Raw genomic sequence first — 13,800 nt, 5'->3', positions numbered from 1 at the left:
TTGCATGTATTAGGCACGCCGCCAGCGTTCACTCTGAGCCAGGATCAAACTCTCCATATTTACTTCGCAGAAAGGCAAAGCCTTTCCTTGCGACAAGGAGCTATGCTCCCTTGACCCACCTAAAGACTGCAACACTCCTTGCTTCGCAAATCGTTATTGCATAAGTAAGGTTTGACACTTACTTAGATAATGTCTAAGTGGTTTTTGATATATGAAGTTTTTAATCTAAAAACTTTTGTTTTTTATGTTTTAATACATCTTTATCTATTACAAAGAAAAGATGATTTAGTTTTTGATCTGCTGATTACTTTCCAAAGAAAGCCTAAAAGCAGATCGGCTCAATCGATCACTTGTTTAGATTTCAAAGATTGACTAATAGTTTAACAATGGTAGGTTAAAGAACAAACGATAAAAAAGAAAAGGCTTTATTAACAGGGAAGTTAAAGGTGGCTTCTTAAATCGTGAGCTGGAATTATATACAAGGCAAGCTTAAAGGATGTTGAAAAAATAAGCTTTTGAGTAAATTTATATAATATCTAATTATAAGTGATGTAAGCAAAACCGGTTTCGGGCTCGATATGTATCTTGGCTTGATGCCCAGTATTATCTTTTAGAGTAACAATACATTCCTTTTTCAAAAGTTTATCGTATGGTCCTTTTGAATTTTGCAAAGCAGAATATGGTCGCCCTATGTTATCAAAAGCTATTGTGTTTCCACTGCATTCCTTTGACGTTATTACACCATACTTACCACCTATACCATATCTTTTTGTTAGATTTAAATTTTTATTTCTTGCTTTTTCTGGTATAGATTGTTTTTGAAATTTATCTATAAGCTTACCACCTGGTTTGCTTGGATCATTTGCAATATTTACTATGCCGTTATTTGGATTACCTGAAAAATCCTTGACTCCACGCATATCATAAAAGACTACATAACGCCAAATAATATCGCTATCTTCTGTCATAGAATTAAAATATATTCTCCAGCGCCCCTTATACCATTCTTTTTCACTTATGCTAAATTTATCATCCTGTAAAGCCAAATGTTGCGTATATCTTATATGCGAAAGTATCTGCTCGGCAGCTTCCTTAGCTCCGTTGCGCTCAAGTCTAGGTATCGCCAAAGAAGCCAAAATGCCAACTATCACGATAACAAAAACAAGCTCTATCATCGTAAACGCTCTATTCGTCACCATTTTCATCATCCTTTAACCTCAAATTTCGCGATCTCTTTACCAAATTTTTCTATTTTAAATTCGGCGTTTTTATCTGAGCTGACAAGTAAATTTCGGCTTTTTGAGCTTACATTGACGCCGTAAAATTTAAGCCTGAGCCCAAGCCTTTGATTTTCCACATTTATATCCTGATATCCGGCCGCTTTTATCTCGCCAGCAAGCTCTTTTGCCACATGAAATTTATAGGCAAAGTGCCTTGCCGGCTCATTTAAGAAAATATAAAATATCGGATTAAACACCAAACACAGCCAGTTTATACCCAAAAATACGACGACGAGCCCGGTAAAAATTTTATATTTTTTCCTAAACTGCGGCAAACGCACGCGATACGAGCTAAAAAACATACGCACCATAAGCGGCGTAGCGATGATACAAAACGGCAGGAATTCCTCTAGTTCGATACGCTGACGGATCGATACCACCATGCAAAAACAAAACGAGCTTATACAAATAAACCATAAAAGCTCCTTTTTCTCCTTGATCCAAATTCTATAAAGTGTATAGACGAAAAATACAAAAACAAAAGGAGAAAACACAGCGGCAAATACGCCGAAAGTATCGACAAAATGCCCACTTGGACGGCCACTGGTATCAAAGCCAAAAACATATAAAGAAAGCAAAAACAAAAGTGCGCTCATCCATGCCAGAGGAGCGTTTTTACGATACATCGCGTAGATAAAAAACGCCAGATAAAGCATCAAAAAATCGCCGTCAATAAAAAAAATAGCGCAAAACAGCGGATAAAATAAAATTTTACGATCCGTATGAAAAAGATAAAGGGCTAAAAGCGTCAGCATTATGCAAAGACCGGCGTTATTTACGACTATCGCGCTGGCTAATGTGCCGGGCAAAAGTATAAAAAGCACGACCGCAACGACACGGTCAAATTCCAGCTTTAGATAAAATTTGCTGATCTTATAAAGCAAGATCACGCTTAAAATGTGAAAAATCACCATCGGAGCGCGCAAGGCAAAGTCGTTTTGCCCAAAAATCGCACAACTAGCACGCACTATGTAGCCAATCGCGCTGTTTTTCTCGAAAAAAATGGACGCTTCGTAGTAGCTTATGCTAAGCTGCGATACGCAATATAACAAAAAAGCAAGCTCGATCACGCATATAAAAGTTATGGTCAAAATCCTATGACGTAGAGCCGACTCTCTTATGCTATTTATCAAAATTTAGCCTTAAATATGTATATCCCAGAAAAACTCGACCCAGTCGTGTGCCTCTTTGACATTGTAATCAGGTAGCAAAAGCGCCTTTTGCTTATAAAAAACGGTCGCTATCTTGATCACTAAATTTGGATAGCTTTTAAGCAGTTCGCGCTTTATCTCGACCATGCTCTCGCCACTATCTATGATGTCATCGACGAGCAAAATTTTAGTGTATTTGCTAAGGTTTGGGACATTGAATATATCAATAGTATCGAGTTTATTCGTATTTTCATAATGGATGGAATTTAGCGTAAAAAGGTTTCGGTTATCTAGTGCGACCGCCAAAGAGTGGCCTAAAGTAAGCCCTCCACGCGCGATAGCCAGTATCACGTCAGGACTGAATTCGCTCTTTATCTCGGCAGCCATTTTTTTAACATCTACGGCAAATTCATCGTAAGAATAAAATATCACTTCCTCTCCTTAATGCACTAAAAATACGACAAAGCTAATGAGCGCCAGCACGACTATGCCGATGTTCAGATCGCTAAATTCACGTTTTAAAATTTTAACTATCAAATACCCCATAAAACCAAACGCGAGCCCGTTTGTGATCGAGTATGTAAGCGGTATCAGCACGACCATGAAAAATGTCGCGACCGCAGTGGCGCTGTCTTTGAAATTTATCTCGCCAAGCTCGGCAAACATCAAAATACCGACCATCACGAGTATCGGATATATGGCGTTTGCGGGTATAGCTTTAAACAGTGGCAGCATGAAAAGCGTGAGGATGAAAAATAGTCCGCAAACTACCGCGGTAAGGCCGGTCCGTCCGCCCTCCTCCACACCGCTGGCGCTCTCGACGAACGAGGTAGTCGTGCTAACGCCCACGAGCGCTCCGGCTGCAGTCGCTACGGCGTCCGCCTCCAGGGTCTTTTCTAGCTTCACGATGCCGTCTTTTTTACTTTCGCTAAAGATCCCCGCTCTCATGCCCACGGCTGATAGAGTGCCTATCGAGTCAAACAGATCGGTCACAAAAAATACGACCACGATAGGCAGGAGCGCTAGGCTGAAATTTCCCATCGCATCGTAAAATACGCTCTTTATATCAAGCTCTAAAAAAATAGGCGAGATAGATGCGGGCAGTGAGATAAATTCCTTCGGATAAGGTGAAATTCCAAATATCCAAGCGATCAACGAGGTCGCCAAAACGGACAATATGAACGCGCCTTTTATCTTCCACGCCCAAAACGAAATGACTAATATAAGCCCGATGATACCGAGCAAAACGTTCATATCTTTTAAATTTCCAAGTCCGACCAAAACCGCGTCGTTGTTTACGACTATGCCCATTTTTTGTAGCCCGACGAAGGCTATAAAAGTGCCGATACCTGCGCTGATAGCACGGCGCAGATCGACAGGGATAGATCTGATGACCCAAATTCTAAAATTTGTGAAAGATAGCGCAATGAATAAAATTCCGCTCAAAAAAACGATGCCAAGCGCCGTTTGCCACGGTACTTTCATGCCTAAACACAGCCCGTATGTAAAATAAGCGTTTAGCCCCATCCCCACGCTCATCGCAACCGGAGTATTCGCCCAAAGCCCGTTTAAAACGGTCGAAAATATCGTGATCAAGGCCGTTGCGGTGATCAAGGCCTCCATAGGCATGCCGGTTTCGCTCATTATGAAAGCGTTCGTAGGCACGATATAAATCATCGCCAAAAACGTCGTAAGTCCGGCGCCAAATTCTTGCTTTACGCTGGTTTTGTTCTGCGCTAAAGAAAAAATATCCACAAAAGCCCCCTTTATCAATAAATTTTGATCTCGTTATACAAACTATCGCGCTCGACAGGAATAAATCCCGAGCTTTTTATGATATCGCAAAACGTCTTCATGCTGGTTCCATTCGCACTTGCAGCACCAGCAGCGCTTTGGATGCTCTCTTTTTGTATCGTGCCGTCTAGATCATCAGCGCCAAACTCCTGCGCTATCATAGCTAAATTCAGAGTCGAAGTCGCCCAATAAGCCTTTATATGAGGCACGTTATCAAGCACGAGTCGAGATATGGCCATTGTCTTTAAAATTTCGACCGAACCTAAGAATTTCACGTCTTTTAAATAGTTATTCTCGCGCTGATAGACAAGCGGGATGAACGCGTTAAACCCGCCGGTCTCGTCCTGAACGTCACGGATCCTCAGCATGTGATCGATCCTGTTTTCACGGCTTTCGATATGTCCAAAAAGCATCGTGGCGTTGCTTTCTTTGCCTTTGTCATGCCACATTTTGTGTATCTTTAGCCAGTTTTCGCTACTGACCTTACCTTTACAAATTTTAGCCCGCACGCCCTCGTCAAAAATTTCAGCCCCGCCGCCTGGCATGCTATCTACGCCGTATTCTAGCATCTTTTCGATCACTTCCTCGTAGCTAAGCCCGTAATGACGCGCCAAAAAATCAACCTCGGCTGCAGTCATCGCCTTGACATGCAAATTTGGATAGGCCTCTTTGATCTTTTTAAAAATTTCAAGATACCACTGCCAGCCGCTTTTGGCGTTGTGAGCCGAGACGATGTGTATCTCTTTAGCTCCGTTTTCTACGGCATTTTGCACGATTTTCATTATCTCGTCGTGGCTCATCAAATATGGATTTGGATTTTTACGATGCGCCGAAAATGCGCAAAATTTACAGACGTCAGCGCAGATATTTGTCGGATTTATGTGGCGATTTACGTTGAAAAAGACCTTCTTGCCGTGTAAATTTTGACGTTTGATGTTAGCAAATTTCGCCAAGTCGAAAAGCGGCAGGTCATAAAGCAAAAAGGCTTCGTCTTTACTCAAACGTTCGCCGCTTTGCAGTTTATCGAGTATTTTCATTATCGTGATTTTATCCTAAAGCTTAAACTAATGCTTGGATTATATGAAAAAAAAGCTTTGTTTTTGCAAAAATTTAGTATCATCGAGGTTCATAAATTTAAAGTTGGATTTATTTTGATGCAAACGAGCCAAGAATTTAAAACTAGCCAAAATATCGTGAAAATAAACGAAAATTTCAAGGACTTCAAACAAAATCTCGCAAAATATTTTCAAAAAAATCAAGGCAGGAATTTTGTAAATTTCTTAGTCAAAGAGAACGACGACTTCATAAAAAGCTATCTAAATGAGGCTATGAGGGAATTTTTCGGCGACTTCATGCCTCAAACAGACGCTTTTAGCATAAGCGTCTTAGCCACGAGCAAATACGCTCAAAGCATCATTTCAGCTAGCTCACAGCTTGAAATTTTGATCGTTTATAAAAACGTCAAAGGCTACAATATAAAATTTTTCGTCAAAACGCTCACTGAAATTTTAAACGCTTCGCCGATCTATTTGCAGATAAAAAGCGTCGAAATAGACGAATTTTTCGCACATTATAAAGATGACGTGAGAGCCAAGAGCGAAATTTCACAGGTGCGCTACATCTGCGGCTCAAAAAGCCTCTATCGTCTGACCAAAAGCGAGATCGCAAAGCTAAAAGAGCACGACAAACTCGAGTTTTTGAGCTATCACATAAAGGCGTTTTTGCCATTTGAAAATATAAAATATCTACATCAAGAGCCAGATCTCAAAACCGGCTTTGGCGGTAGCGACGAGGTCTGGCATCTACACTGCATACTAAACTGCCTTGACAGCGACGTTTCGGTCAGATCTCAGGCGCTAAAATTTATGGACGAAAAGGAGATTGCCGCCTTTAACCTAAATGTAGATTTTTTGATGAGTCTGAAATCAGCGCTGAATTTAACGCAAAATTCCGATAAATTTAGCGCCTCCAGCGTAGAGACGATCACAAATTTCATGCAGACCAAGTCCAAAAAAACACAGGATAACGAGAGCATAATCAGCCAAAAAATGCTAAGCAACATGAATAACGTCGCCATCTATTCGCGGTTTCTAGCCGCCTGCCTTTGCAGACCGCTGTTTAAAAGCGAGCTGAATTTCACACAAAAGCGGCTAGCGCGCCGCCAAAACGGCTTTTACGAGATAGACGGTGCGATCTACACGCCGGTGCATAAAAAGCCCGTAAATATCGACATCCTCATAAAGCAGCTACTCTCGTTAAAGGATATCAATTATAAATTTGACATAAGCACCGTCTTTTACATAAAACGGGCGAAAATAGGCAAAAACGAGCTTGAAAGAGCGATCGTCGAGTTTAAAAAGATATTTACCAGAAACAACGCCTACTGCATACTAAAGTCCCTACTAGACGCGCAGATGATACAAATCCTAGTAAAACCGATGGAGCATATCTCTCAGCTGGCTCAATACGACGGATATCACGATTTCACCGTCGATGAGCACAGTATCTTGAGCGTACGCTACCTGGAAAACATAAAAGATAAATTCATAAGAAATTTATATCAAGAGCTGTGCGCCGAGGGCAAGATGATGCTAAAGATCGTAACGCTCATGCACGACGTGGGCAAGGGCCTAAGCGGCGATCACAGCGTCGTTGGCTCAAATATATTCAGAGCATACGCAAATAGGCTTGGCCTTAGTGCAAAGTCCGTGAATGTCGGCGTCTTGCTCGTAAAATACCACACTCTCATGAGTAACGTCTCAAACAGAGAGGACATCTACTCTCAGCGCGTGATATTCGCCTTTATATCAAAGCTTGGCGATAAGCAGGTCTTAAAGCTGCTCTATATCCTTAGCTACTGCGTGATAAACGCCACTAGTGAGAAGCTTTATAACGCCTATAACGCGAAACTCTTACGTGAGCTTTATGAAATTTCGCTTGAAAGCTTTGACGATGAAAATTTACTCGATGAAGCTACCAGACGCGTCAAAAAGGAGCACTCCATAAAGCGCAACCAAGCCTACGAAGCGCTCGAGCCAAGCCTTAAGGACAAAATTTTTGACATCACTTCAAATTTAGTCTTTGCAAAATACAGCGCAAACGAGATCATAAATCTAAGCAAAATGGCAAATGCGTGCGAAAATTTAGATATTTTCGTGCAAAACCAGCAAAATTTAAGCCTACAGATCATCTCTAACGAGCCTATGAATTTAGCCGCGTTGCTTGCCGATCTGGCCGGTTTTGATCTGGCATATATGGAGATCTTCGAGCTTTTTGATAAGAAAATTTACATCAGGCTGGACTTTAACAAAAACATCAAGACCTCGGAGCTAAAAAACATCGAGCGGCTCGCAAGAAACGCGCTAAAAAGCAGCGAAAATCCAAAGCCGCTCAAACCAAATATTAACAAAGATGAGATAAACTTCGACATCAATCACTCAAAAGACTATGCCAGACTTGGCATAAACGCAAAAGATCAGCGTGGGCTGATGGCCTATGTAATGAGCGTCATGAACGAGGCGAATTTTCGTATCGCGAGCGCCAGGATACAGACCATCAAAAATCGCACGCGTAATCTTTTTTTGATCGAGAAAAACGATAGGCTGTGCCGTAACGGCGAGAAAATTTTAAATTTATTGATAAGCGAGTAAAAATATGTGCGGAATAGTAGGATACATCGGAGATAAAGAGAAAAAAAGCGTCATTTTAAACGGACTAAAAGAGCTCGAATACCGCGGATACGACAGCGCGGGTATGGCCGTGATGAGCGGCGACAAGATAGATTATTTCAAGGCCGTTGGCAAGCTTGAAAATTTAGCCGACAAGGTCAAAGACTTCACCTCGGAAGGCTTTGGCGTGGCGATAGGCCATACGCGCTGGGCGACGCACGGCAAACCGACCGAGATAAACGCTCACCCGCACCTTGGCGAGCACTCCTTTGTCGTGCACAACGGCATCATCGAAAACTATAAGGAGCTAAAAGAGGAGCTCGAGGCCAAAGGCGTGAAATTTATAAGCCAGACTGACACCGAGGTCATAGTCCATCTTTTCGAGGAGACGCTAAAAGAGAAAAAGGACGCATTCAAGGCCTACGAGGCGACCATCGCCAGACTAAGAGGCGCATACGCGACGCTTCTCATCACCAAAACCGAGCCTGATAAAATTTTCTTTGCAAAAGATGCTGCTCCTATGGCGATAGGCAAAAGTGACGCAAAGGAGGTATATTTCGCCTCTTCAGACGCTCCGCTAATCGGCGTGGCAAAGGAGGTATGCTATCTCGACGACAAGAGCTACGGCTTTGTAAGCCTTGAAGAGATCGCCGTATTTAAGGCACACAAAAGGCTGAACGTGAGCTTTAGCGCCCTACCAAAGGACAAGAGCTACGCGCAAAAAGAGGGCTATACCTTTTTCATGGAAAAGGAAATTTACGAGCAAAGCGCGGTCGTTTCGGAGACTCTCATGGGACGTGTGAAAAATCATAAAATTTCGCTCGAAAATTTAGACGACGAATACCTAAAAAGTCTCGATGATATCGTGCTTTGTGCATGCGGGACGAGCTATCATGCCGCACTTACGGCGAGCTATCTTTTCGAGCGCTTGGCTGACGTTAGAGCCAGGGTCGAGGTAGCGAGCGAATTTCGCTACCGCAAGCCAAAACTGCTTAAAAATTCGCTATTTATCGTCATCAGCCAAAGCGGCGAGACCGCAGACACGCTAGAAGCGCTTAAGATCGCTAAAGAAAACGGGCTAAAAACGCTAGCCATCTGCAACGTCGACAACTCCTCGATCGTGCGTATCGCGGACATCACGCTTTTAACGCGTGCAGGCATCGAAAAGGGTGTAGCCAGCACAAAGGCCTTTGCTACGCAAGTGGCGCTACTTTGGATGCTGGTGCTTCAAGTGGCCCAAGCTAAGGGCTCGCTAAGCGCAAAAGAGCTTGATAAAGAGATAAAGACGCTGCTTCACATACCTCAAATTTTAAACATCGATACGAGCCTGCAAGAAAAGCTACACCGCCTAAGCAAGCACTATATGCACGGGCACGGCTTTTTCTTTATCGGACGTGACATCTTCTATCCGCTCGCGCTAGAAGGAGCGCTCAAGCTCAAAGAAATTTCATATCTGCACGCCGAGGGCTATCCGTCGGGCGAGATGAAGCACGGACCTATCGCACTTGCGGACGAGAAGCTCTTTACCATAGCGCTCATGCCAAAGACGCTTTTATACGAGAAGACGAAGAGCAATACTTTAGAGCTTGCGGCAAGAGACGCTTATATCGTAGCGATAAGCCCCGAGGAGTTCGAGCTTAGCGATGATTTTATAAAGACTAGCGAGCAAGATCATCCGATGAGCGAATTTTTCGAGATGATGATAATACTGCAAATTTTAGCGCTCGAGATCGCAGTGAGGCTTGGTAACAACGTCGATATGCCGCGAAATTTAGCAAAATCAGTAACCGTCGAATAAGGATAGAAAACGGGAATTTTTAACGCATTCAAAAAAGGTGGCGAGAAAGCGCCAGAGTCTAGAAAAGCCCAAAATATTGAGAAGCTAAAAAAGCTAGACATCCCATACATCGACTGGCTACCTATGCTTGACGGCAAAAACGAGGTCAGAAAAAGAAGCGTAGAGGAGATATCTAGACGCGCCGTAGCCTGCCTGATAGCGATCTTAGCAGCTCTAGAGCAAAACAACGGTAACTATGAAAACGAGCGTGAATTCCTACTTGGCAAGCTGGAGGCTTTTGGCGTTACAAACGATCTCACGCCAAAAGAAAAGAGCGTCATAGACGCGCAGGCCAACGAGCAAGAGATCATAAACATGGTCTGGAAATACGAGTCTTACTGGGCGCTTGTTTGGGCTTTAGGCTTTGTGGACGAGCTAAATTTCCCGGACACCATAGTAGACGGTCCGACAGCCATAGGCATCGTGGCTAAATTTTCAAATTTAGACGAATTCATCGCAGCTGCAAAGCTAAGAGACATCGACGAAATTTTGGACGAAGCCGACCTCATCTACCGCTATCACTGGGCCTGCGTCAATGCACGCATAAACAATCTACCGATGCCAAAGAAACTTGACGAGGGCGTCGTAATGGAGCGTCGCGCAGGACTGTGGTGGATCGTAGATATGGACAAGGAAAACGACTGGGACAACGTCGCTATGGATACATAAAGGCGAAATAATATCGGTGCGATAAGCTTTATCGCGCCTTGCCTCATAAAATTCTTTCGGGTAAAACGCTATTTTCCCATCATCTTCTTATACATACAATCCTTGAGCTTTTCACTACTATCTATCGCCACTATTTTAGGGTGTCCTATGGGCCTGGCACGACATTTTTGCGCTTTTGGCGGACAAACCGCACAGCAAGCCTTGTTTAAAATGAATTTATGTATATTCACTTTAAAATTTTCAGCTTGATCAAATATAGAATTTTAAAGGAAAAAGATGAACGCCGAATTCAAGGCCGCTAAATTTAACGGTATCTGCGCCGCGCTGTGTCTGCTTGTGATAGAGCTGACGAAAATTTTCCCCGCGAGCGAGCAGCTACAAACGCCGCTTGCAGTGGTACGGCTGATCTTTCTAATCGCCGCACTCACTCTTTTTCACAAAAGCTTTCACTTGATCTCGCAGATCTCGGGCTCAAACGTCTGCTGCACTTTCAGGCGCGCCGGCATAGTGACTATCATAGTTCTGCTTTGCTGCGCGGGATTTTACCTCGCGGATAGATCGTTAAACATGCTGATCTTGTTTGGTGTGCTGCCGTTTTTGTGGTGCTTTTTGCTATTTGTTTGGATAGTGTTAAATTTCAAAATGGCGCGCATCGCAAAAAGTAAAATTTTTAGCTCGTATGCATTTTTGCTCATCGCCGTCGCTACCTTGCATACATTGCACTCGGTGCAGAGTTTAAGGGCTTTCACGCAGCCATTTCTTGCGGTGGCTGACCTCATATCAGACGCCGTTTTACCGCTACTGCTCGTCAGTGTGTGGGCTAGTATGAGAGATTTTTCAAATAGATCATAGGTAGCAGACACGGTCGCTGCTAGGATCGCCTCGCCGTCACTTTACTTTAGAATTTCAAAAAGAGCGTTCCTGACCTCGCTGTTTAGCTCGCAAATGCTGATCACACCGTCACTATCGCACATTTTTGCATCGATGAATTCGCAGTATTCGCTCAGCGCATTTTTGTAGCCGCCTCTTATGGCCGCCTCGCGTCCTTTTAAAAACCCGGCTCCCCCAAGTATCAGCACTCCAAGGTCAAGCCCGATCTTAAATTTCGCTCCTAAAGCGCCTTTGATCCAGCTTAAAAATATCTCATCGTATCTAAGGCTTAAAGCACCTATGCCATCTGGCACGATGATAGCCTCAAGCCCGTATAGGCTCTCGGCGTAAATTTCAGGATGTAGCCTAAGCCCGACCTCATCGACGATCTCAGGCTTTAGAGCATAGGTCTTCACCCTCGCACCATCAAGTCCGCGCACAAAGTCGCTGATCTGAGCGAAATTTAGCAAATTTACCTTATCGTATAACACGATGCCTATCTTCATCGCCGCCTCCTAATGCAAAGCCTCATTCAGCTTTATCGCGCGTTTGCTAGCACTTGCCGTGATCTGCCCGTTTTGGCTGTTTTGGCGGAAGTGTAGCCCGCTTAGCCCCGCAAGTTCGAGACCTTTGTAAATTTCACGATCAAATTTAAAATTTGGATTTATCACGGCGAGCTTGCCCTGCTCCGCCTGGCTGATAAAGACCTTCGTGCCCTCAAGCACCGCTATGCCCGCATCTACGATACATTTATCGCCAAGGGGTATGCCGGTGACCGAGTTTGCGCCCAGTAAGCAATGCTTGCCGATGCTGACGGGGTTGCCGTTCGTGCCACTAAGCACACCAAGGATGCTAGCACCCCCGCCCACGTCGCTGCCCTCGCCCACGACCACGGAGCTACTGACGCGACCCTCTATCATCACGCTACCAGTCGTTCCTGCGTTGAAATTCACATACGCAGCACCCGGCATGACGGTCGTTCCGGCCGCTATCGAAGCACCCATGCGCACCTTAGCGGTATCTAGGATGCGCGTATTTTCGGCCGGTATGATGTGACTTAAAAAGCGCGGGAATTTATCCACGCTCACTATCGCCGGATATCGGCCGCTCATCTTGAGCTCTATCTCATTCGCGCGTAGCCACTCAAGCTCGATAGGCTTGCCATCAGCGCCCCAAGCCACGTTTGATAACGCCCCAAAAGCCCCCTCCAGACAAAGAGAGCGAAGCGGCGCTTTTTGCAAGCTAAGCAAATAAAGCTTCAGATAAACGGCCTCGGCGCTGAGCGGCTTTGTATCCTCGTAGATAAAAACGACGCGGAATTTGCCCTCGTTTTTCTCATCTTCCAGCGCGTGACGCACTGCATTTACGACCTGAACGTTTTTATGCTGCGAAATTTCATCCTTAAACACTCCAAAAAGCTTCCATGCCTTCTTAGCGACCTTCGCATCAAACCCTGCGACGAACTCGCTGGCTTTAAAATCAACCTCGACGCCACACTCTTTCAACGCCCAAACAAGCGCGGCAGCCGAGAGGAAGCTCTCTTTGAAATTTACCACGGCGTAGCTGGCTTGCAAAATTTTATCCTCATTTAGCTGCCCAAGATCTACTCGCGCGATGCCAAACGCAAGTGGGTCTTTGTAGCCCTTTTGTGCGCGTAACTGCTCGCAAAAATCCTTAAACTGCTCTTTAGTTTCGATATTTATCTTTGACATTTTCGCTCCTTAAATTTTAATGGAGTTTAGCAAAATAATGTTTAAGGGGAAATTGCTCGCGGATAAATTTCATAAATTTATGCTATATTTCGTAAAATTATAAAAAATTTTAAAAGCCATGAATTTTAGCACCTTCGATCATCTGCCTTATCGCATCTACATCCGCAACAAACGCCAAGAAATAGTCTATACCAACAAACTAGTGGGGGATTTTTTCGGGTTTAATACGCAAAATTTACTAGGCAAAAAATACTACGAAATTTTAAAAGACGAGTCCTTTATAAAGCATCTTGAAAATATCGACAAGCTTTTATTGAGCGGCAAAGCGGACTCGTTTGCGGCGATCTACGAATTTAACCGCTACTACAAAAAGTAAAGCATTTTTAAAGTCATCGATTTTATCTGTGAGGATGAGGAGGATAAATTTATAGCGACGATCCTGGTTGAAATTTCAGACGCATTTTTCCCAAATAACGCCCTAAAATTAGGCGGCATCGGACTTTACGATCCGGCAAATCGCACTATCAAATTTCATGATGGTAAAGAGGTAAATTTGACTAAACTTGAAAATTCGCTTTTGTTTTTACTTTATGAAAAGCACGGCGAAGTAGCCAGCTATGATGAAATTTTTCTTGCATTAGATCCTTATAATACCATGAACAAAACCGCCCTTAAATCGCTGGTACTAGGGCTTAAGAAAAAGCTGGCCACCGACTCGATACAAAATGTATCGATGATGGGATACCGACTCATAAACTCTTAACGGGCAAATATCACTTTTTTATTACCTGACGGCATTAAAATTCTCCTGAAAAATTC

At 43.7% G+C, this 13,800-nt stretch carries 13 protein-coding genes and 1 rRNA gene; 6 read left to right on the top strand and 8 right to left on the bottom strand.

Annotated features, from left to right (window positions below; all coding sequences use genetic code 11):
* The 6 genes from HMPREF1139_RS06455 to mqnE all read right to left on the bottom strand — a co-directional run.
* A 16S ribosomal RNA gene (locus tag HMPREF1139_RS06455) occupies positions 1-60 on the bottom strand; the annotation flags it as partial.
* 476 nt (positions 61-536) lie between these two features.
* Positions 537-1,199, bottom strand: coding sequence for a pilus assembly FimT family protein (locus tag HMPREF1139_RS06450; protein ID WP_009650588.1), 663 nt, complete (start codon positions 1,197-1,199; stop codon positions 537-539).
* A 5-nt stretch (positions 1,200-1,204) separates the two neighbouring features.
* Positions 1,205-2,413 (bottom strand): glycosyltransferase family 39 protein, encoded by a 1,209-nt coding sequence (locus HMPREF1139_RS06445; RefSeq protein WP_009650541.1) that lies wholly within the window; start codon positions 2,411-2,413, stop codon positions 1,205-1,207.
* 9 nt (positions 2,414-2,422) lie between these two features.
* The gene (locus HMPREF1139_RS06440; RefSeq protein ID WP_009650457.1) at positions 2,423-2,863 is read right to left on the bottom strand and encodes a phosphoribosyltransferase; all 441 of its coding nucleotides are present in this window, start codon (positions 2,861-2,863) and stop codon (positions 2,423-2,425) included.
* Between the two features lie 9 nt (positions 2,864-2,872).
* Positions 2,873-4,186, bottom strand: a complete 1,314-nt coding sequence (locus HMPREF1139_RS06435) for an NCS2 family permease (protein WP_034966223.1) — start codon at positions 4,184-4,186, stop codon at positions 2,873-2,875.
* Between the two features lie 14 nt (positions 4,187-4,200).
* On the bottom strand, positions 4,201-5,262 hold the full coding sequence (mqnE, locus tag HMPREF1139_RS06430; protein WP_009650499.1) for an aminofutalosine synthase MqnE: 1,062 nt from the start codon (positions 5,260-5,262) through the stop codon (positions 4,201-4,203).
* Positions 5,263-5,292: 30 nt separating this feature from the next.
* Here mqnE and HMPREF1139_RS06425 point away from each other — a divergent pair, with 30 nt between their 5' ends.
* The 4 genes from HMPREF1139_RS06425 (at position 5,293) to HMPREF1139_RS06410 (ending at position 11,251) form a co-directional block, all read left to right on the top strand.
* Entirely contained in the window at positions 5,293-7,875 is a 2,583-nt protein-coding gene (locus HMPREF1139_RS06425) for an HD domain-containing protein (protein WP_009650546.1), read from the top strand.
* Positions 7,876-7,879: 4 nt separating this feature from the next.
* The gene (gene glmS, locus HMPREF1139_RS06420) at positions 7,880-9,691 is read left to right on the top strand and encodes a glutamine--fructose-6-phosphate transaminase (isomerizing) (RefSeq protein WP_009650468.1); all 1,812 of its coding nucleotides are present in this window, start codon (positions 7,880-7,882) and stop codon (positions 9,689-9,691) included.
* Positions 9,692-9,706: 15 nt separating this feature from the next.
* On the top strand, positions 9,707-10,399 hold the full coding sequence (locus tag HMPREF1139_RS06415) for a DUF4272 domain-containing protein (RefSeq protein ID WP_034966221.1): 693 nt from the start codon (positions 9,707-9,709) through the stop codon (positions 10,397-10,399).
* A 276-nt stretch (positions 10,400-10,675) separates the two neighbouring features.
* Positions 10,676-11,251 (top strand): hypothetical protein, encoded by a 576-nt coding sequence (locus HMPREF1139_RS06410; protein ID WP_009650572.1) that lies wholly within the window; start codon positions 10,676-10,678, stop codon positions 11,249-11,251.
* 41 nt (positions 11,252-11,292) lie between these two features.
* Here the strand turns inward: HMPREF1139_RS06410 and HMPREF1139_RS06405 are convergent, their stop codons facing one another.
* Together HMPREF1139_RS06405 and HMPREF1139_RS06400 are read right to left on the bottom strand one after the other, a co-directional pair.
* Positions 11,293-11,775, bottom strand: a complete 483-nt coding sequence (locus HMPREF1139_RS06405; protein WP_009650565.1) for a hypothetical protein — start codon at positions 11,773-11,775, stop codon at positions 11,293-11,295.
* 9 nt (positions 11,776-11,784) lie between these two features.
* Positions 11,785-12,981 (bottom strand): tetrahydrodipicolinate N-succinyltransferase N-terminal domain-containing protein, encoded by a 1,197-nt coding sequence (locus tag HMPREF1139_RS06400; protein WP_009650505.1) that lies wholly within the window; start codon positions 12,979-12,981, stop codon positions 11,785-11,787.
* 118 nt (positions 12,982-13,099) lie between these two features.
* Here HMPREF1139_RS06400 and HMPREF1139_RS06395 point away from each other — a divergent pair, with 118 nt between their 5' ends.
* Positions 13,100-13,357 carry a PAS domain-containing protein gene (locus HMPREF1139_RS06395; RefSeq protein ID WP_009650513.1) on the top strand — a complete coding sequence of 86 codons (258 nt, stop codon included), beginning with the start codon at positions 13,100-13,102 and terminating at the stop codon, positions 13,355-13,357.
* Positions 13,358-13,360: 3 nt separating this feature from the next.
* Positions 13,361-13,744 carry a winged helix-turn-helix domain-containing protein gene (locus tag HMPREF1139_RS12035; protein ID WP_332247895.1) on the top strand — a complete coding sequence of 128 codons (384 nt, stop codon included), beginning with the start codon at positions 13,361-13,363 and terminating at the stop codon, positions 13,742-13,744.
* Positions 13,745-13,800 lie beyond the last annotated feature (56 nt).

It is taken from the genome of Campylobacter sp. FOBRC14, from assembly GCF_000287855.1.
Lineage (GTDB): Bacteria > Campylobacterota > Campylobacteria > Campylobacterales > Campylobacteraceae > Campylobacter_A > Campylobacter_A curvus.
This window is presented reverse-complemented; position numbering and strand designations above follow the sequence as displayed.

Coding starts and splice junctions, on each gene's coding strand:
- glmS (WP_009650468.1), top strand. CDS start 7,880: ATGTGCGGAATAGTAGGATACATCGGAGATAAAGAGAAAAAAAGCGTC.
- HMPREF1139_RS06405 (WP_009650565.1), bottom strand. CDS start 11,775: ATGAAGATAGGCATCGTGTTATACGATAAGGTAAATTTGCTAAATTTC.
- mqnE (WP_009650499.1), bottom strand. CDS start 5,262: ATGAAAATACTCGATAAACTGCAAAGCGGCGAACGTTTGAGTAAAGAC.
- HMPREF1139_RS06425 (WP_009650546.1), top strand. CDS start 5,293: ATGCTTGGATTATATGAAAAAAAAGCTTTGTTTTTGCAAAAATTTAGT.
- HMPREF1139_RS06395 (WP_009650513.1), top strand. CDS start 13,100: ATGAATTTTAGCACCTTCGATCATCTGCCTTATCGCATCTACATCCGC.
- HMPREF1139_RS06400 (WP_009650505.1), bottom strand. CDS start 12,981: ATGTCAAAGATAAATATCGAAACTAAAGAGCAGTTTAAGGATTTTTGC.
- HMPREF1139_RS06410 (WP_009650572.1), top strand. CDS start 10,676: ATGAACGCCGAATTCAAGGCCGCTAAATTTAACGGTATCTGCGCCGCG.
- HMPREF1139_RS06450 (WP_009650588.1), bottom strand. CDS start 1,199: ATGGTGACGAATAGAGCGTTTACGATGATAGAGCTTGTTTTTGTTATC.